The organism is Salinibacter ruber DSM 13855 (genome assembly GCF_000013045.1).
GTDB lineage: Bacteria > Bacteroidota > Rhodothermia > Rhodothermales > Salinibacteraceae > Salinibacter > Salinibacter ruber.
Genome location: NC_007677.1, coordinates 822,071 through 839,374 on the forward strand (window position 1 = coordinate 822,071; position 17,304 = coordinate 839,374).

At 57.4% G+C, this 17,304-nt stretch carries 20 protein-coding genes and 2 pseudogenes; 18 read left to right on the top strand and 4 right to left on the bottom strand.

Annotation, left to right across the window (positions count from 1 at the left end):
- Nucleotides 1–293 precede the first annotated feature (293 nt).
- The 3 genes and pseudogenes from SRU_RS03295 to SRU_RS15965 all read left to right on the top strand — a co-directional run.
- Nucleotides 294–1,055, top strand: a complete 762-nt coding sequence (locus SRU_RS03295) for an IS1634 family transposase (protein ID WP_164923473.1) — start codon at nucleotides 294–296, stop codon at nucleotides 1,053–1,055.
- Nucleotides 970–1,935: an IS1634 family transposase gene (locus SRU_RS03300; protein WP_164923474.1), complete on the top strand. Its 966-nt coding sequence runs from the start codon at nucleotides 970–972 to the stop codon at nucleotides 1,933–1,935. The genes SRU_RS03295 and SRU_RS03300 overlap by 86 nt, the downstream gene beginning before the upstream one ends.
- A gap of 139 nt (nucleotides 1,936–2,074) precedes the next feature.
- Nucleotides 2,075–2,187: pseudogene (locus SRU_RS15965) on the top strand (IS4 family transposase); the annotation flags it as partial.
- Between the two features lie 217 nt (nucleotides 2,188–2,404).
- Here the strand turns inward: SRU_RS15965 and SRU_RS03305 are convergent.
- Together SRU_RS03305 and SRU_RS03310 are read right to left on the bottom strand one after the other, a co-directional pair.
- Entirely contained in the window at nucleotides 2,405–4,222 is a 1,818-nt protein-coding gene (locus SRU_RS03305; RefSeq protein WP_237701887.1) for a site-specific integrase, read from the bottom strand.
- A gap of 897 nt (nucleotides 4,223–5,119) precedes the next feature.
- Nucleotides 5,120–5,881 carry a hypothetical protein gene (locus SRU_RS03310; protein WP_237701889.1) on the bottom strand — a complete coding sequence of 254 codons (762 nt, stop codon included), beginning with the start codon at nucleotides 5,879–5,881 and terminating at the stop codon, nucleotides 5,120–5,122.
- A 475-nt stretch (nucleotides 5,882–6,356) separates the two neighbouring features.
- On the opposite strand from SRU_RS03310, the gene SRU_RS15970 reads away from it, so the two are divergent.
- Both SRU_RS15970 and SRU_RS03320 read left to right on the top strand, forming a co-directional pair.
- Complete coding sequence (locus tag SRU_RS15970) at nucleotides 6,357–6,527, top strand: type II toxin-antitoxin system RelE/ParE family toxin (protein ID WP_011403400.1); 171 nt, start codon at nucleotides 6,357–6,359, stop codon at nucleotides 6,525–6,527.
- Nucleotides 6,528–6,543: 16 nt separating this feature from the next.
- A complete protein-coding gene (locus SRU_RS03320) occupies nucleotides 6,544–6,828 on the top strand; it encodes a HigA family addiction module antitoxin (protein ID WP_043551974.1) in 285 nt (94 codons plus the stop codon).
- A gap of 110 nt (nucleotides 6,829–6,938) precedes the next feature.
- Here SRU_RS03320 and SRU_RS03325 read toward each other — a convergent pair whose 3' ends face one another.
- Nucleotides 6,939–7,496: a UpxY family transcription antiterminator gene (locus SRU_RS03325; RefSeq protein WP_231847339.1), complete on the bottom strand. Its 558-nt coding sequence runs from the start codon at nucleotides 7,494–7,496 to the stop codon at nucleotides 6,939–6,941.
- A 759-nt stretch (nucleotides 7,497–8,255) separates the two neighbouring features.
- Between SRU_RS03325 and SRU_RS03330 the strand changes: the two genes are divergently transcribed.
- Nucleotides 8,256–9,149, top strand: coding sequence for an IS982 family transposase (locus SRU_RS03330; protein ID WP_011403403.1), 894 nt, complete (start codon nucleotides 8,256–8,258; stop codon nucleotides 9,147–9,149).
- Here SRU_RS03330 and SRU_RS15975 read toward each other — a convergent pair.
- Nucleotides 9,095–9,283: a transposase gene (locus SRU_RS15975; protein WP_374982341.1), complete on the bottom strand. Its 189-nt coding sequence runs from the start codon at nucleotides 9,281–9,283 to the stop codon at nucleotides 9,095–9,097. The two genes, SRU_RS03330 and SRU_RS15975, sit on opposite strands and share 55 nt — an antisense overlap.
- A gap of 529 nt (nucleotides 9,284–9,812) precedes the next feature.
- On the opposite strand from SRU_RS15975, the gene SRU_RS03340 reads away from it, so the two are divergent.
- From SRU_RS03340 to SRU_RS03395, 12 genes and pseudogenes are all read left to right on the top strand, one after another.
- A protein-coding gene (locus SRU_RS03340) for an IS1 family transposase (protein ID WP_164923476.1) occupies nucleotides 9,813–10,531 on the top strand; the annotation gives its coding sequence in 2 pieces (ribosomal slippage) (nucleotides 9,813–10,062 and nucleotides 10,062–10,531; 720 coding nt in all).
- Nucleotides 10,532–10,612: 81 nt separating this feature from the next.
- Nucleotides 10,613–11,596 (top strand): NAD-dependent epimerase/dehydratase family protein, encoded by a 984-nt coding sequence (locus tag SRU_RS03345; protein ID WP_011403405.1) that lies wholly within the window; start codon nucleotides 10,613–10,615, stop codon nucleotides 11,594–11,596.
- A gap of 191 nt (nucleotides 11,597–11,787) precedes the next feature.
- Nucleotides 11,788–12,069, top strand: coding sequence for a UPF0175 family protein (locus SRU_RS03350; protein ID WP_162892941.1), 282 nt, complete (start codon nucleotides 11,788–11,790; stop codon nucleotides 12,067–12,069).
- Complete coding sequence (locus tag SRU_RS03355) at nucleotides 12,066–12,260, top strand: hypothetical protein (protein WP_162892942.1); 195 nt, start codon at nucleotides 12,066–12,068, stop codon at nucleotides 12,258–12,260. The genes SRU_RS03350 and SRU_RS03355 overlap by 4 nt, the downstream gene beginning before the upstream one ends.
- A gap of 141 nt (nucleotides 12,261–12,401) precedes the next feature.
- On the top strand, nucleotides 12,402–12,551 hold the full coding sequence (locus SRU_RS15980) for a DUF3368 domain-containing protein (protein WP_162892943.1): 150 nt from the start codon (nucleotides 12,402–12,404) through the stop codon (nucleotides 12,549–12,551).
- Between the two features lie 318 nt (nucleotides 12,552–12,869).
- The gene (locus SRU_RS03365; RefSeq protein WP_043551984.1) at nucleotides 12,870–13,169 is read left to right on the top strand and encodes a DUF433 domain-containing protein; all 300 of its coding nucleotides are present in this window, start codon (nucleotides 12,870–12,872) and stop codon (nucleotides 13,167–13,169) included.
- Between the two features lie 115 nt (nucleotides 13,170–13,284).
- Nucleotides 13,285–13,494, top strand: a pseudogene (locus SRU_RS15985) (DUF5615 family PIN-like protein); the annotation flags it as partial.
- 352 nt (nucleotides 13,495–13,846) lie between these two features.
- Entirely contained in the window at nucleotides 13,847–14,092 is a 246-nt protein-coding gene (locus tag SRU_RS15830; RefSeq protein ID WP_011403410.1) for a type II toxin-antitoxin system Phd/YefM family antitoxin, read from the top strand.
- 270 nt (nucleotides 14,093–14,362) lie between these two features.
- Nucleotides 14,363–14,761, top strand: a complete 399-nt coding sequence (tnpA, locus tag SRU_RS03380; protein WP_043551986.1) for an IS200/IS605 family transposase — start codon at nucleotides 14,363–14,365, stop codon at nucleotides 14,759–14,761.
- Nucleotides 14,762–14,764: 3 nt separating this feature from the next.
- On the top strand, nucleotides 14,765–15,898 hold the full coding sequence (locus tag SRU_RS03385; protein ID WP_011403412.1) for an RNA-guided endonuclease InsQ/TnpB family protein: 1,134 nt from the start codon (nucleotides 14,765–14,767) through the stop codon (nucleotides 15,896–15,898).
- A 162-nt stretch (nucleotides 15,899–16,060) separates the two neighbouring features.
- Entirely contained in the window at nucleotides 16,061–16,288 is a 228-nt protein-coding gene (locus SRU_RS15990; RefSeq protein ID WP_164923477.1) for a PIN domain-containing protein, read from the top strand.
- Nucleotides 16,289–16,539: 251 nt separating this feature from the next.
- Nucleotides 16,540–16,827 carry a nucleotidyltransferase family protein gene (locus tag SRU_RS03395; RefSeq protein ID WP_011403413.1) on the top strand — a complete coding sequence of 96 codons (288 nt, stop codon included), beginning with the start codon at nucleotides 16,540–16,542 and terminating at the stop codon, nucleotides 16,825–16,827.
- Nucleotides 16,828–17,304: the final 477 nt, after the last annotated feature.

Here is a 17,304-nt window from a genome sequence, read left to right on the forward strand (position 1 = left end):
CAGTTGGGGGGGGATTGCCGTGCAGAACCGCTCGTTGCGCCAGCAGTCGCCCAGAATCAGAGCGCAGACGGATCTGAGAGTCATGGCGTACAAATTCGAGCAGTTGGACCGACACTCCGCACCCGCAAATCGGCACCGATTACACTGCAGTAAGAAGCAATCTGGGAGGTTTGAGGGGTTTTGGCTGTCACCTTGGCAGTGATTCTCGCTTTTCTCTCGGATCTCGCTTTTCTCTCGGATCTTGGCCTATTTAGCGGTGCTCCCGGCCTATGATCTGATTCTGGAGACCTTCGATGCAAGCACCTACCGCACCGCCGACTTACGAGAGCGAGATCCTGGACCATCTGGGCTTGGTGGCCGGAATGTACGACGAGCTGGAGATTGGGGAGCGCATCGACTCCTGCATTGCTCAAGACCTCGATCAGCGAGAAGTCTCTGTTGGGCAAGCCGTGAAGGCAATGGTACTCAACGGCTTGGGGTTTGTCCAGCAATCTCTGTATCTGACGCCTCGGTTCTTCAAGAACAGGCCGACCGACCGGCTGATCGGAGAGGGAGTCGAGCCGGAGCATCTCAATGATGACGCCCTGGGAAGGGCTCTCGACTGTCTCTACGACTACGGCGTGACCGAACTTTTTCGCGATCTGTCGGCACACGCAGCAGCCCGGCTCGGGCTCACACCCCGGTTTGCTCACCTGGATGCGACGAGTTTTCTGGCTCATGGCGAATACGGAGGGGACGAGGGGCCTGAAAACGGAGTCATTCAGGTTCGGAAGGGATATTCTCGTGACCAACGTCCTGACCTCAATCAGGTCGTGCTCAATTTGATGGTCGAGCACAAGGCGGGACTGCCGGTGCTGATGGAGCCCCTCTCAGGGAACGCGAGCGATCAGGGCAGCTTCCGGGAGTTGATCGACCGGCACGTCGATCACCTTCAAAATGTGCACGGGTTCGATTATGTAGTGGCCGACAGTGCTCTCTACAGCGCCGGGCACATCCAGGATCTCGACGAGGCAGGGACAAAGTTCACCTGCGCGAGTACCGGGAACGCTCAATGAAGCCCGGCAGGCCATTCAGAACACCGACCTGGCGGATCTGAAGCCGCTCTCGGATGGATACCGTGCTCGAGAGAAGATCTCCGAGTACGGGGACGTAAAACAGCGCTGGCTCATCGTCTATTCGGAGGCTGCCGCCGATCGGGCCAGCGAAAGCGCAGCAAACCGGCGAGACCGCGAGCATGAGGCAGAGAAGCGCGATCTCCGCGCACTGGAGATGCGGGAGTTCTCGTGCCGGGAAGACGCCGAAAAGGCCCTGAGCGCCTTTGAGGAGGAGCTTGCCGGGAGCGTATGGGCCGAAAAGCAGGTGCTTCAGGCCGCGCGCTTCACCATCGACGAGGAAGGCGTCCCTGTAGAGACAGGGGAGGCGGGTTACCTGCTACAAGGAACGCTCGTCCCTTCGGAGGACCGCCTGGCCCAACTCGTGAAGAAGAAAAGCTTCTTCATCGTAGCAACCAATGAGCTTGACAAGGAGCGGCTCTCCGGAAAAGAGCTTCTGGAGGGCTATAAAGGGCAAAGCAAAGTGGAACGCGGCTTCCGCTTTTTGAAGGACCCGCAGTTTGTGGCGTCCTCCCTTTTTCTGGAGAGCGAGCGGCGGATCATGGCCCTGCTGATGGTCATGACGCTCTGCCTCCTGGTCTACGCGGCTCTACAGTGGCGCATCCGGCAAGGCCTGAAAGAGACTGGCTGCTCCTACCCCGATCAAAAAGGGAATCCGACCCAGCGACCGACGGCGCGATGGGTCTTTCAGAGCTTCGAGGGGATCCACGTGCTCCACACCCGAAAGCAGCAGTTCATTTTGAACTTGGAGGAGTACCACAGGACCGTGGTGTCGATCCTCGGCCCCGAGTACGAGCGACTTTATGTATCCCACCCGACATAGGGGGTGCGGAGTGTCGGGTTCCAGTTCGAGTTGTATTGTGGCGCATGTGGTCGAGGGAGGCGGGGTCCCCCTTTCTGGTCTTGGCAACCTGGAAGGCCGATCCCGGCGAGGCCACCGAGCTCTACCGGCGGTGCTGAGAACTCGAGTTGATGTTTGCGGCCCTCAAGTCGCGCGGATTCGATCTGGAAGCAACCGACCTGACCGATCCCAGCCGCGCCGAGCGGCCTGTTAGCCTGTTGGCGCTGGCGTTCAGCTAGACGCGGCTTGTCGAGGATCGGCGCGCCCAAGAAGACGCGCCCAATAGGAAGGGCCTCCTCCGATCAAAACCCACGGGCGTAGAGAGCGAAGCCTGTTCTTTTTGCAGACTGGACCGGCTCCAGGGAATTTTGACCACGCCAGAACCTCAGCCACAGGCGTTCTTCGAATGCCTACAGGTTCTTCGAAGTCCGACTGCGCTTTTGTCATGTGCTCAGCCCATTTCCTTAAGCATGTGGTTCTTCATATCATTTGTCGGTCTCTCGTATTCCCTGAGCGCCTCTATTGACTTATGGCGGGATTGTGCAGCTATTCTAGGCTCTGTGATACCATCCAAGATTGCCTGTGTTACAAAACCGGCCCTCAAGGAATGACAGCTATATTCAGATGGATCTTCTCCGATAGACTTCATCCAAGGCTTCACGATGTCTTTACTGATAGACCCAGAACTCAATCCGTCATCACCTCCGACGTTACCATATTGGTCCACGCTTCTGAACACAGCCCCAGACTCGATACCTGCGGCTTCGATCCAAGCAGTGAGAGCTTCGTTGGGTGATGGGGTAAGCGCAGGTACCTCATGAGGGACTGATACCCGTTCAGGGCCTGGGTCGCCCTCCCCTTTAGGATCCCGTATGCGATACACAACACCGCCCTCCTTCTCAAAAATATCGCGCATTTCTAGCCCTATGAGGCCAGAATCTCGAAGTCCGGTAGCAACCCCAATATAGAGAATTGCCCGGTCTCTCAGGTCGGAGAGCTCTTCCTCGTCAAAACTCATCTGGTGAAGATGATGGAAAAGAATAGGGTCTTTTTGCCCGTGACCTCTGCTCTCAGGAATGGTCTTGCGCAGATCGTCGAAATATCTCCGTACCGATTCGGAGGTAGTTGGCGACTCGTTCATGGACCTCTCGTGCAAAAACCTGATAGCTGACCTTCTTTTTCTGATCGTGGATTCCGCATACCCATTCTGTGCCAAATGCTCAAAGTACGCAATCAAGGTCTCAGGTGAAGCAGGTAGCGCCTTTGGCCCATGTCTCTCGCAAAAACTCTTGAAGTGGTCTATCGCGTGCTGGTATGCCTGAATGGTGTTCTCACTAAGTGCATCTTTGCGCCTAGCAGCCGCTTCCTCCAGAAGCTTCTTAATCTTGGCGGGCACATTATCGCCAGAAAGTACGTGCGTCTTGTCCAGTTCAGTATCTACAGCGAAAAAGTCAGTTTTTTGTTCGTGAAGTTTGGACTGAATGGCTTCACGGCAAGCGGCCCACTTGAAGTATACTGGAAGTGCCTGGGCTAGCACGTAGTCTCGGCTCAACTTCTTGTCTGACACGTAGTATCTAATTGCGCTTCTAGCCCCTTGAGAAACCGCACTTGGAACTTTTTCAAAAGTACCCTCAAACCAATCCTCGCTTTTGACCTGAGCGAGAGGCTGCCCTGACACAATTCTGTCCCACAACCGGAGAGTAAAACGCAGGGTCGAGCCCCACGAAAGAACCGAACTATAACTTGCATTTCTAAGTGATTTATCAGGTTCACTTTCGAAGCCGATTTCTCGTCGGTATACTTCGACCATACATGGAATTAGGGCATTACGTAGCGGAGTTAAGACTTCGGCCTTGAGCGCCTCTTCGTATCTCTCAAGAGTAGGACGTATCTCGTTTTTCTTGAGACTAGAAAGATCGTAAAGAGAGGCTGACTCTTTGACTTCCGCACTGGAGAAATATTTGTCTTCGAAGTTGTGGGTTGGATATAAACGGTATGGTTTAAATATGTCGTTGCCATTTCTTTCGACAAAAAGGGACTTCGAAAACGTACAATACCCTGGCTGTCTATGCTGCTCAACATTTCTCACTAGTCGAAGGACACGACGAGAGGTGTCGGTAAAAGGCTCCTCCGGAGGGTCAAACTCGATCCAAAAATGCTTCCCCTCCTTCACTACTATGTCTTCTGTGGTCTCCGTGTCCTGAGAACTCTCGTCTGTGCCCTTATGTGCGTAAAATGGCTTTTGAGAGTATTGCTCTATGGATGACATAATAGGCCTTTTGCTTTGAACAATCACTCTGCATTGGCCATCGGTAACGTATGGCTCACGGTACTTAATAAATATATGGGTAAGTAGCGAAAGTTCCCCAATTGGATCTCGTTGTGCAAAGCTCATTGGTCCACCTGTCCTGTGGTTATAGAAGGCTACGACCGTAGAGAATCTAGCTGTAGGGGAATCGTCGAAAAAGACAATAGTGTCAGGTGCTGTCCGATAAAAGACCCATAGGGATCTCACGTGATTTAGATACAGCCGTCTACATTGGCCATCAGGCGCTCAGTGCAGTTTGTTGGCAAGAGAGACTCTTGCCCAGCTCGTAGAAGAGCCTGAGCCGATGGAGCGTGTTTCTCCTCCAGGTCCTCCAAGAAGGAGCGTACCGCGTGGATCATCTCTTGGCAAGCCTTTTGGAGCCTGGATCACTAAGTATTCTGGTTGGCCTTCGTCAGGCAGCCGCCGACATTCCTTCTTATAGCCGGCTTCGGTTTTACAGGCAGCTTCGGTCTCATAGCCGGTTTCGATTGTGCCCATGCACATGTGCACATGATCTCCCTGCTCTCCAGCGACGCCTTGGGAATGTGGTGTCAATTTTGTGGTTAGACCCATGCCCGGCTTCAGTGGAACCTCTGGACAGGTCCTAACTACACGACAAAAATGATCGAGAAGCGAGAAGCGCCTGAATGCACCGGCGCAGCTCGTCTCTCATCCGGTACCAATTGGTTGTCAGCTCTCGGAGCCGATCCAACCCACAAGAGGAAGAGGCTCTTCTCCGGATACCCGTTGGCACATTCCCGAGGGGCGCCTTCTTTAGCCTTCCGGTCGAGGCCGATAATCCGTGTCCAGCTGTAGGTCAGCGCCAACATGCCGAGTAGCTTCCGAATCCGGTCCGGCTCAGTCATATGGGTGTCCTCCAGCCCGAAGCCTCTGGACCCCAGGCGCCGCAAAAAACGCCAGTATCTCCCACCGCTTCCGGTAGAGATCCAGCATTGAGTCGGGATCGACCTCGTGGCCTGCGAGAATCAGAAACGACTCCTCTTCCAAGCGCCGGGTAGTGACCTGACATTCCACCGACTCGGCGCCTCCAAGTCCCGTCGGGGCTGGAAGTTGACTGACTTGGCCCGGCTGGCAGGCCCGAGCAAACATTTTGACCGGAAGCGACCACTCTCCTGATGATTCTCCAGATGGAGGCCCGATCCGCCGATCCTTTTTGAGGCGGATGACGAAGGGAATCTCTCGCTGGACGAGCGCTTTCAGAAAGTCGCTGCCCGTGAACTCTCGATCGGCCACCAGGGCGCGAAGGTCGTCCGGCTCGACAAGCCGAAGAAACCGGTCTAGAAGCTCGGTGTGCTCTCCAGCGCCGGATCCACCGCCGTGACCGAGCACGCTCCACGCGACCGGATATGCAATCCCGCTCTCGGCAATCCCGATCATGAGCACGTTGACTGCCGTTTGTCCAAAGTGCCACTCGGTCCGATCTAATACCGCCACGTAAGGCGGTTGGGTCGGAACGAGATCCAACAAAAACCGCCCGAGCGTCTCATATCCGAAGCTGAACTCGGCAAAAAACCGCTGGAGACGCCGATAGGTCGAGTCGGTCTCGACCTCAGGCTTCCCCGCGTGGGCCAACTGGGCAAGGTTCGTGGTCGTTTTCATCGGGAGCGCTCCTGTCAGGCGAGCCATCAGCTTCATTCGAGCCCGGTTCCAACCGAGCCGCTTGGAGAGAACGCGCGTCAGTTGCCTCACGTAGGGGAGCATGGGGTTGATTGGCAGCAGTGATCGCGTCTAGGCTCGCGATCTGTACTGCCGCTGATCAACCCCGTTCATTTTTGTCGTGTAGTGTGGTTTGAACCACGCTACGTCTGGTCCATCAGGTTAGCCTGTCCGGTAGAATAAGAGACTTATGCAACAGGCATAGCTTCCGCTTCGGCTACACATGAACGGTAGACGGTTCCGGCCGCCGCGCAGAAACGGTCAACATCGGTACCGAAACCAGCACTTCCCGCGCAGCGAGGCGCCTGTTCTGTGATTCAGAAGATCCGCCACAAGGGGCTGAGAAAGCCCTGCCAGGACGACAGCGCCGCAAAGGTGAACCTCGCCACCCAGCAAGCTCCGGCGCATACTTGCCCGCTTGGACGCGGCTTCGGGGCCGCAGGATATCGACCTACCCGGCGACTGGCTTCACGAGCTGAAGGGGCAGCGGACGGGCACGTGGTCGGTGAAGGTGTCGGGGAATTGGCGGATGACGTTCCGATTCGGGGGCTCCTGCGCCACGGACGTAGACTTTGAGGATTACCATTGACAACACGCCCGAGCCCATGCCGATGAAAAGTTCTCCACACCCGGGCGAGATCGTCCGCAAAGACTGCATCGAACCGCTGGATCTGACGATCACCGAGGCGGCCGAAGGGCTTGGCGTGAGCCGAAAGCACCTTTCAGCCCTCATGAACGGCCGGGCGGGGACCTCCCCCGAAATGGGAATCTGTTCCTCCCGGGCTTTAGGGGGCAGCCCGGAGGGCTGGCTAACCGGGCAGATGCAGTACGATCTCCGGCAGGCCGAAGAGAAGTCCGACCCGGAGGTGAAGCGGTTCGCGGCGGCGTAGGCGCTTCTCACCCACGATCGTTGAGGGTGGCAACGCCCTACAAACTCCTCTGCCTAAAACACTTCCTCCTGCAACGCCTCTCCGCTTCAGGCCTCTCTGCTTCAGGTAGGTCAGGCCCGCTGGGCCGTCTCCTCCGTTTCCTCCACCCACTTGGCGTTTACTTCCACCTTCACGGCCTGCCTTACAGCTTTTACCCGCAGGAGGACATACGTCCTGCCCCGGTGCTCTAGAACCTCTCCGGTGAGACCGCGGAGACGCTCCGGCCCATCGGTGATGGTGACGGTCGATCCGACCTGAGGCCGCAGGTCGGCCGTAGACAGCCGGTCAGGGACGGCTTGTATTTTTTTGAGCCGCTGGGCCGTGTCCTCTCGGAGCTGTGCTGGCTCACCATCGAAGTGAACACAGCGTACAATTCCATTCGTTCGGAGCACACGGATCCTGTCCTTCTCGCCGACCCTCGCAAAAAGGTAGTTCCGGAAAAGCGGCTCGGTGACTTCTTTTTTCCGGTCGGACCACTGCCGCATCTCCGTCTTTTTCGGCACAAGCACTTCGATTCGGCGGTCCTCAAGCCGCTGTTCGGCCTTTTTCTCAGCTCGGGCGCGGGTGTAGAAGACGCGCCAAACTTCAGTATCGGGGCTTTTCGGCCTCTTCGAGGTTTCTGGGCTCATTGTAGAAAATGATTTCAACGAGACGGTCGAGGCGCTACAGCAGAGAGAAGCTCTTCTCCTAAGGGGATGCTTTGGGAATGTGGAGGGACACAGGTCACAACCGCAAGAGTCTTCTGGTCCGAATGATGGCACTCTCCCCTCAAGGTTTATTATCTTTTGAAAATGGCGCTTTGTCCTGAAGCCAACGAGAATGGTTTAGGTGCCCAGTAGAAAGTCAAGTTTGATCCGGTGTTCGTAGCTCCGTAGAATAGTCATGGGAAGGCCCCCTGACCACGATCCGAGAAGCTACCGCTCTTCTGTGGGCATGGGGCCTTCTTCCTTTGAGTAGCTTCTCGTTGAGAGATCGGAGCCGACAGGTCTCTGTTCGTGCCGGAATCTCGATCCGATTCATTCGGGTCATCCTGCCTTTTTTGTTCTTGAGGGGCTTTTTGTTCTTGACGGGCTTTCAGCCGCTCCTCGCAGGGGGGCAAACCGTTCTCCGTTGGACCAGCAGCCGTAGACGATCGCCACGAGCCCAAAGCATACGGGCGACCTCAGGGCCTTCCGGTGCTTCCCCTTTGCCTTCAACCGATCGAAGAGTCGTCCTGCAGGGGGACTCCTCCCACCGCGGATTGCAGCAGTCGCGCATCCGTATAGGACAGACCGGATATAGCGGTTTCCCCTTTTGATGCCAATCAGGGGTTGAGATAAACCACGTCGCCGCAAGCGGCTTGAAGAAAGGTGCAACCAACATCTTTCTGATAAGCCGCCCTTGGCGACATGGACACTACCTCTACGCTCATTCGGATCTACCTGTTCATCTGTCAGCGCTACCGGGGACGGCTCGCCGAAGCGGCCCAGCGGCAGAGTAACAACGACCAGCCGGATTTTACCGACGAGGAGGTGCTGACAATTTACGTCTTCGGACTCATCAAAAAGCGGACGACCATCAGCGAGATTCACAAGTACGTCGAGGACCACTTTTCGGAATGGTTTCCCGAACTGCCTTCCTATCAGAGCTACAACCGACGCCTGAATCGGCTGAGCGCCGTTTTTGCTCCGTTGGTTGAAGAAGCCCTCTCAGAAGTTGGTTGCGAAAAGATCCGCGACGGGAGGATTCGCATCGCCGATTCGATGCCGATTATGCTGGCGAAAGGGCAGCGGGCCTCTCAGGCAATGGTGGCCTCCGATCGACTCGCATCGGTCGGTTACTGCTCCTCGAAGGATACCTTCTATCACGGCGTGAAACTCCATCTTGTCGTGGAACGCAGATCTGAGGAGCTTCCAGTCCCGGAGCGGGCCGGGCTGACGCCTGGAAGCGAAAACGACCTTCGCGCTCTCCGGCGGGTATTGCCGTTCATCGAAGATGGAGTCCTTTGCGGAGATAAGGCCTACTGCGACGGGCCGCTCAAAGAGCGACTTGCCGAAGACCAGAACCTCGATCTACTGACTCCGGTCAAGAGGGAAAAAGGCCAGAAGACCCTTCCAGCGGCAGATAAGCTGTTTTCCGAGGCTGTAAGTCGGCTTCGGCAGCCGATCGAGTCGCTTTTCAACTGGATCAACGAGAAAACCGGCATTCAGCGGGCCTCGAAGGTGCGTTCTTACCGGGGACTGTTGGTTCACGCGTTTGGTCGGCTCGCCGCCGCGATGCTCCTTCTCGCTCTCAACCCCTGATTCGCATTTTTGCTTATCCCTTTTTCGGAGACCTGATCGCCGCTCTGTTCGACCTGAGGATCCGGGCCGGCGCAGGCCACGAGCTTCTCGACGGAGTCGAACCGGGTTATGTCTCCGATTTCAATGTAAAGCACCGCAGCGCCCCATTTGCCGATCCCGTCGATGCTCCTCAAGACAGGAGGGGCCCTCCGATCTTTGACTCGGTCCCAGAGCCGACCTCAGGGCCGATCGATGCGTTTTTCGAGCCGAAGAAGATCCTCTGCGACCATCGACAGAGCCAGTCCAGTGTCCGGATCTGTCTGCCCAGCGACGCTGCTTCGGGCATTGTCGATAACCTCTCGGGCCCTCTCCTCGGTGACGCATGGGATCTCGGCCACTGTCTCTACTCCGGCCTCAACGACCTTGTCGGGCGTCGGATGCCGTTTGATTAACTTCAGGACCCACCTGGCTCATGTGCCCACAGGCGCAGAAGGGCAAGTTCAGGATGGACTCGCTGGAGCAGAGCATGCAGCTCGTTTTTCAGCTCAGTAGCACGGCCAATCAGTTCCTTGGTCTTTCGAGAGAGGGTACGCAGAACAGGCTGAGGGCGGTAGCGGCTCAACAAGTAGTGAAAGATTCTGTTACAAAGGTGTCGCGTCCGGCTCAACAAGCCAAAAACTACCGATGATCAAAGAGACCCACGAATGCAGGGAATGCGGCTCCTCAAATATCGTCAAAAATGGCCACAGCGCCAGCGGCTCCCAGCAGTATCACTGTAAAGACTGTGGTGCCCACAAGGTACTTGACCCTGAGCCGCGTGGCTATTCTGAGGAGGAGAAGGAAAAGATCCTCCGAGCCTACCGCGAACGCGGGTCAAAACGGGCAATCAGTCGCATTTTTGGGATCAGTCGCAATACTCTGAACCGTTGGCTCGAAAAAAGGGACGCGAAGTCGACTCAGTAGCCGATGGACTCCGGCCAGCTGAGGAGAATGACGTCCTTGAGCTCGACGAATGCTGGACATACGTCCGAAAACGGCCGAACAAACGGTGGCTGTGGGTGGCTCTCTGTCGAAGGACACGGCAGGTCGTAGCGTTTGTCATTGGAGACCGCTCGGCCAAAACCTGCGCGAGGCTCTGGGGCCGGATTCCGGAGGAGTACCGCCAAGCCAAAAGCTTCAGCGATTTCTGGAAGTCCTATCGCCCAGTTTTCGAAGACGACCCTAGTCACCAGCAGGTTGGAAAGTCCAGTGGCGAGTTGGCCCACGTCGAACGGTTCTTCGGGCGACTGCGGCAGAAGCTGGCGCGGTATGTCCGGCGAACGCGAGCGGCCTCCCAGTCAGAACGAATGCTCCACCTGACGACGAAACTGTTCGTGGAGTGGTACAACGAAGCCATCACTTAATATCTACCCGCTACCTGCCCAAGGGCTGGGTCTCTAGGCACGTTAAGCTCACTCCATCAACCGACATGTCTACATAAAGCGATGCATGTTTGCGTTACGGGTGGGGCCGGCTTTGTCGGCGGACACCTCTGCCGCCGCCTCCTGGATGAGGGCCACCGCGTCACGGCCATCGACAACTTCGATCCGTTTTATCCCCGCGCCATCAAGGAGGAGGGGATCGAAGACTTTCCCCGCGAGCGGTTCACGCTCATCGAGACGGACATCTGCAACACCGACGCCTTCCTGCAGGCCCTGCATGCCCGGGACGTGGACGCGATCGTGCACCTCGCGGCCCGGGCTGGGGTGCGCCCCTCCATCGAGGCCCCGATGGCCTACGAGGAGACGAACGTGGGCGGCACGCAGTCGATGCTGGAGGTGGCCCAAGAGCTGGGCATCGGCACGTTCATCTACGGCTCTTCCTCGTCCGTCTACGGCACCAACGATACGGTGCCCTTCGCAGAGGGGGACCCGGTGGACGCACCGATCTCGCCGTACGCCGCCACGAAACGCTCCGGCGAGCTGCTGGCGCACACGTTCCACCACCTCTACGGGCTTACCGTCCACTGCCTCCGCTTCTTTACCGTTTACGGTCCGCGCCAGCGGCCAGACCAGGCGATCCACAAGTTTGCCCGGCAGCTCCTCACTGGCCAGCCCATCACGATGTACGGGGACGGCACGTCGCGCCGCGACTACACCTACGTGGCCGACATCGTCGACGGCATCGTCCGCAGCCTGCGCCGGGCGAAGGGCCTAGACGCCCCCGAGCATGAGATCATCAACCTGGGCGGGTCGGAGACGACGCAGCTCAGAGATCTCATTTCCGGCATTGCGGAGGCGATGGACATCGCGCCGGAGATCGAGCAACTGCCCACCCAGCCGGGCGATGTGGAGCGGACCTACGCGGACATTTCTAAGGCGAAGCGGCTCCTGGATTGGACGCCCGAAACGCCGATCGACGAGGGGCTGCAAAAATTCGCGGACTGGGTGAAAGCCTATTACGAAGACCGGCCGGTGTTGGAGGTGTGAGGTGGGCGTGGGGGTTTGTGCGTTGAGGGTTTTGCGTTGGGCGTTCTGTGGGGAAGGCAAGAAGGGGCAATGAACTTTGCTCCGTCGTGAGGCGTTCATGATTACGCCCCCGCTACTGCAACCTGTTGTGGAAATGTCCTCTTTCCCCTGACGGGTACATCATATCTCCCCGTAGACAGATATACATGTCCATGGCGACGCGTGAGCTTCGCATCCCGTATCCCGAGGAGTTGCCGGAGGCGATGGATCAGACCCCGGACGAGTTTGAGCGTGAAATGCGATTTCTCGTGGCGGCAAAACTCTACGAGCTGGGACGAATCACCTCGGGGCGAGCCGCAGACGTGGCGGGCATGCAGCGTGTCGGTTTTCTCAACGAACTTGGCGCCCACCGCATTTCTGTGTGGAACTACGACGCCGACGAGCTTGAGCAAGAGATCGAAGCGGCCCAGGATCGAGCCCGTTCCCGCTCGTGATGGTCGTCTGTGATACCAGCCCGCTTCTGATCCTGGCCAAAGTTGGACGGCTACAGCTGCTGACGACGCTGTACGCGACGGTGGAAATTCCGAAAGCCGTGTTCGACGAAGTGAACGCCCGGGAGCAACCGGACACCGAGGCCATTCGGCAGTGGCGACACAGGCAAGACATTCCGGTCCAAGAGCCGTAGGATGCGTCTCTGCACCGTCTTCCCGAAGAATTGGGGGACGGAGAGCGGGGGGGGCTTCCGCTTGCCGTTGAGCGAGACGCTGACCTCGTCGTTCTCAACGACCAGGAAGGACGGCGAGTTGCGAAACAGCGAGGCCTCAGCGTGACGGGGACGATTGGGGTTCTCGTTGAAGCGCGGGCGGCTGAACACGCTGATTCACTGCGAGGAGAACTCGATCGCGTTTTGGAGGCGGGATTATGGATCAGTGAATCTTTTTACGAGCGCCTTCTGCAAGAATTTGGGGAGTTGTGATTTCGATCACTGCTTCTGTCATTGCGGCCTGTCGCTGAATGAACTCTGTGCCGGCCGCGGTCGGTGCGGAGACGCCGATCGACGAGGGCCCCAAAGTTTGTCGACTGTAGAAAGCCCATTGTGCGGATCGGCCGGTGCTGGAAGTTTGAGGTGTGCGTGGGGGTTTGTGTGTTGAGGGTTGTGCGTCGGGCGGTTTTCTTTCGTGCGCGGGAGAAATGCGAGAAGAGAGCGAGCATGGGAAACAGAGGCAACTGTCTCCCCGACGCGTGCGTACCTCTCTTACGAGACACGTTGCCCTTTCTGATCTACAGTACGACCATGTCCTTAGATCAACGAATTGAACAGACGGACGGAATCTGTGGTGGGAAGCCCCGGATTGCTGGCCACCGAATCACGGTTCAGGACGTTGTGGTGTGGCACGAGCGGCAGGGATGGAGCGTGGATCAGATTGTTAGCGAGTACGATCTGTCCCTGGCGGACGTCTACGCGGCGCTTGCCTACTATTTTTCCCACCGGGAGGAGATTGATCGTTCGCTCGAAGAGAGCCGAGCTTTTATCAAGCGGATGAAGAAGGAGCAGTCGTCGGAGCAGACAGAACCTCTGGGGGAGGATGGCTGAGTCGGTTCGTTTCCATTTGGACGAGCACATTCCGTCAGTCGTGGCGGAAGGGCTCCGGCAACGGGGCATAGAGGTCCGTACGCTCGCCGAAATGGATCGGTAGGGAACCCAAGACAAGGAGCACCTTGCTCATGCCCGGAGGGACAGTCGGGTGCTCGTGACGCACGACGATGACTTTCTCCGCTTGGCCGCAGAGGGGGGCTCTCATGCTGTCATTGTCTACGTGCCCCGGGAGCGGTCGATTGGCGACATTGTGCGCGGATTGGTCCGAATCGCACGGGCGTCGTCGGAAGAGGAACTGCACCAGCAGATTCGGTTTCTGTAGATGCGTTCGGAAGCTGAGCCTGACGACGGTTGCCGCCTGGTTCAGCGCCTGCAGATCGGCCGGAATTGAAATTGTAGCGCGCAGGAGGATGGCTTTGGTGGGAAGAGGAGACACACTGCTCTTCGCTCGCGGCTTGCCTGAACCGTCCGTGCGTGCAGGCGCGTGGGTGTGGAGAGCGTGGGAGTGTAGGGAATGGGGGAAAGGGAGAGTGGGGGAAGGGCGCTTGTGCGTATTGCGTTGAGTGTTGGGCGCTTTGACAAGGAGCGTGTCGGATGGGAATAGAGGTACGGAGCACCGTCAACGTCTTCTCGTACGTCATTCTCCGATTGTCTAAACAGCATTCCATTGAGGCATGACCCAGGTCCCGCTTCGAGAAGCGCAAGACTGTCTTGAGGCCCTTCTCGCTCGTGTGGAGGAAGGAGAAACGATTCTCATTACGCGGTCGGGACGCCCCCCGGTTCGGCTTGGGCCTGTACAGTCACAAGATGAAGAGGAGGATGCCTTGCCTTCGCTCCATAAGTGGCGTGAAGATCTTCAGGTGAAGGGGGAGCCCCTCAGTGAAACGATACAGCATCAGCGAGAGGAGGATCGATATTGACCCAATACGTCGACACAAGCATTCTGGCGGCGTATTACTGCCCCGAGCCACTCAGCGGACGGGTTGAGCAACGGCTTCGTGCTCTTCCACCTTTCGTCGTTAGACTATTGGGAGAGCGTGAGAGGGCAGTAAACCCTCCGGCTCCTGTGGAGCTGTCGTTCCTTGGGGGATATGAACCTGTCGGTTCGGGGACCCTCTCGCAGAGAAAATTCGAGTTCAAGGCAAGGATTTTCTCCAGAACACCGGCTGTGATGGTCTGTTGATTGAGTGATGCCAGTCAACAAAGAACCATACCAATGGTCGCGTCACGCCGTCCACGCGGTGAAGTACAACTTCGTGTGGTGCCTGAAGCGTCGGGCGAAGGTGTTGAAGAATGAGATTGCCAATCGTCTTGAACAAGTACTCTTTGACGTAGCGGATGAGCATGACTGGGAGATCGGCTCTCTGGCAATTCGTCCCGATCATGTTCACCTGTTCGTTCAGGCGGATACCCGCCACGCACCCTATCAGGTAATTCATCGATTCAAGGAAAAAAGCGCTCACGTTCTGCGAAAAGAGTTCGACCAGCTTCACCGGCTTCCGTCGCTTTGGACCCGCTCGTATTTCGTGAGCACGACCGGCAAAGTGAGCGAGGAGATCGTCGGGCGGTACATTGAGGATCAATCGTAGCCCATGCGCAAGACGTACAAGTACCGGCTTTACACCTGCGAGCGCAACAAACACCTCGTAGAAAGCATCGAGCTTGCGTCGGTGGTGTGGAACCACTTCGTTGCTCTGACCCGCCGGTACTACGAAATCTATGGTGAGTACCCCGGCTACTACGCGCTCAAGAAGCACCTCACGAAGCTGAAGCAGCGGGACAAGGGCCACTGGTACGACCTCAACTCGCAGGCCCTCCAGAACGTGATTGAGCGCCTGGATCAAGCGTACCAGCGGTTCTTCGAGATCGATTCTGCCGGGCGTCCTGGGTTCAAGAAGCGCGAGAAATACACCTCGTTTACGCTCACGCAGACCGGTTGGAAGCTCCTCGGTGGAAACCGAGTTCGTATCCAAAACCACAACTACAAATTCGTCAAGTCGCGCCCGATCAAGGGCGAGATCAAGACCGTCACGATCAAGCGAGATGCCTGCGGGTATCTCTGGATCTGTTTCTCTGTCGAGAAAGAACCACCTACCCCTGAACTGCCACGAACAGGTAATGCTGTCGGGCTCGACTTCGGACTCAAGGATTTCCTGGTGACTTCCGACGGAGATCGGATTCAAGCTCCAGAGCCGCTCCAAGAAAGCCTGGAAGAGGTCCAGGACCTTCACAAGAAGCTTTCTCGCAAAGAACGTGGCTCCAACAATCGAAAGGAGGCGAAACGCCGGCTGGCGAAGAAGTACCGCCAGATTGACAACCAGCGGAAAGACTTCCACTTCAAGCTCGCCCGCAGGCTCTTCTCCCGATACGACGTTGTTTGTATTGAGGAGCTCAACGTCGGAGCGATGAAAGAGCTTTGGGGAAGGAAAGTAAGTGATCTCGGCTTCGCTTCCTTCGTCAAGATTCTGGAGCACGTTGCCCAAAAAGAGGGCAAAGAGGTCCGCAAGATTGACCGCTGGTTTCCCTCCTCGCAGACGTGCTCCGACTGTAGCCACAGATACGAAGACCTGTCGCTTGAGGAACGAACTTGGACTTGCGAAGAGTGCGGATCTCTGCATGACCGTGACTTGAATGCAGCACGAAATGTACTGGAGAGGGCCCTCTCCAGCGCGGAAGCGGGCGTAAGACCGTCAGGGGCGGCAGCCCGCGTTGCTCGAAGCTCGTAGCGAGACCGCAGAATCTCCTGCCAAGCGATAGCTGGATTAGCCGGGGGAGTGGGTCAACTGGTTGACCGACGTGGAGATGCACTCGGCGCTGGCAAAGAAAGTCCGGGGGGCGAATTGGCGGAAGAAGATGCCGAGCGGGTGCAGGACCTCTTTCGCACCCACATGTCCCATGTATTGTATGAGGTCGCGGCAATCGAACACGGGGATTTCGTGCAGGCCCGGCAGTGGATCGCTCGAAGGGACACGGCGCTCCGGACCCTGGATGCGTTGCACCTTGCCGTGGCCCATCGTCGAGACCGGGAGGTTCTGACGGCGGATCGGGGGTTGGCGGACGCCGGTCCCACGTTCGAGCTGGACGTAGAATTGATGCGTGCCGGTGATTCTTCTTGACCGGGAGAAGGGAGGAAGGCGGACACGTGTCGTCATCGTACTCGATACTCCCTGTTGCAGTGCAGTCGGTGCCGATTTGCAGGTGCGGAGTGTCGGATCCATCACTGTTTTGGAAGAAACGACGGACTGCAGGGGGCGTACGTTGATTCCGATTGAGTGGCTGTCTGCAGACGGAACCTCTGATCCGTGATCGGTGGTAGCTCGTCTGTCGGAGACAATGCGGAACCGTATGAAAAAAGTGATGCGCGTTCATGACGAAGGTCGCCCGCGAACACCGGACCGAGATTTTGCAGCTTGCTCGCGAGCACGGGGCGTACGATGTGCGGCTCTTCGGGTCGGTCGCCCGCGGTGAGGATCGGCCGGACAGCGATCTCGATCTGCTCGTTCGGATGGAAGACGGCCGAAGTTTGCTAGATCACGTCGCTCTGAAGCAGGACCTTGAAGATCTGCTGGGACGAGATGTCGATGTGGTGACGGAAGCATCGTTGCACCCGGGGCTTCGCGATCGGGTGCTTCGGGAGGCCGTTTCCCTTCAATGAGTGCCGATGAGACAGATGAACTGTACCTTGAGCACATTCAAAAGCGCACTAGGCGAATTGAAACGTGTGCCTCGGCGGCGGGGGGAGAAACGAAATGTCAGGGGAGCGTTGGCTTTGCAGAGTCTTTTTTTGTGACTCACCACTCGTTATGGAAGCCATCAAACTGACGGTGCAGGTGCACCCGGACGGAACTCTGAAGTGGCCGGACTCGCTTCCCGAACTGGCACCCGGGGAGGCTGAGGTCATCGTGCTGTCCCGTACGGAGAATGCGTCAATGGAGGAGTCCCCTCTGCGCCGGAGATCTTCCGACCTTCTCGCAACGAACTGGCCACGCCTCGACGCGGGGCAATGGAAGACGGGGACTCTTCGGCGCGAGCATCTCTACGGCAAAATGGGACGCTAACGATGACTGAAGTGAACGTTCCGGAGCGCTGCATGGGAAAAGGGCGAGAATGTTGAGCATGGGTGTGCGTGGGA

What these genes read in the sequence shown, in the direction of transcription:
- SRU_RS03305 (WP_237701887.1), bottom strand. Translation starts at nt 4,222, where the DNA reads ATGTCATCCATAGAGCAATACTCTCAAAAGCCATTTTACGCACATAAG.
- tnpA (WP_043551986.1), top strand. Translation starts at nt 14,363, where the DNA reads ATGCCAGTCAACAAAGAACCATACCAATGGTCGCGTCACGCCGTCCAC.
- SRU_RS03295 (WP_164923473.1), top strand. Translation starts at nt 294, where the DNA reads ATGCAAGCACCTACCGCACCGCCGACTTACGAGAGCGAGATCCTGGAC.
- SRU_RS15990 (WP_164923477.1), top strand. Translation starts at nt 16,061, where the DNA reads ATGTCCCATGTATTGTATGAGGTCGCGGCAATCGAACACGGGGATTTC.
- SRU_RS15830 (WP_011403410.1), top strand. Translation starts at nt 13,847, where the DNA reads ATGACCCAGGTCCCGCTTCGAGAAGCGCAAGACTGTCTTGAGGCCCTT.
- SRU_RS03345 (WP_011403405.1), top strand. Translation starts at nt 10,613, where the DNA reads ATGCATGTTTGCGTTACGGGTGGGGCCGGCTTTGTCGGCGGACACCTC.
- SRU_RS03310 (WP_237701889.1), bottom strand. Translation starts at nt 5,881, where the DNA reads ATGAAAACGACCACGAACCTTGCCCAGTTGGCCCACGCGGGGAAGCCT.
- SRU_RS03365 (WP_043551984.1), top strand. Translation starts at nt 12,870, where the DNA reads ATGTCCTTAGATCAACGAATTGAACAGACGGACGGAATCTGTGGTGGG.
- SRU_RS03395 (WP_011403413.1), top strand. Translation starts at nt 16,540, where the DNA reads ATGACGAAGGTCGCCCGCGAACACCGGACCGAGATTTTGCAGCTTGCT.
- SRU_RS03385 (WP_011403412.1), top strand. Translation starts at nt 14,765, where the DNA reads ATGCGCAAGACGTACAAGTACCGGCTTTACACCTGCGAGCGCAACAAA.
- SRU_RS03330 (WP_011403403.1), top strand. Translation starts at nt 8,256, where the DNA reads ATGGACACTACCTCTACGCTCATTCGGATCTACCTGTTCATCTGTCAG.
- SRU_RS03350 (WP_162892941.1), top strand. Translation starts at nt 11,788, where the DNA reads ATGGCGACGCGTGAGCTTCGCATCCCGTATCCCGAGGAGTTGCCGGAG.
- SRU_RS03325 (WP_231847339.1), bottom strand. Translation starts at nt 7,496, where the DNA reads ATGAGCCCAGAAACCTCGAAGAGGCCGAAAAGCCCCGATACTGAAGTT.
- SRU_RS03320 (WP_043551974.1), top strand. Translation starts at nt 6,544, where the DNA reads ATGCCGATGAAAAGTTCTCCACACCCGGGCGAGATCGTCCGCAAAGAC.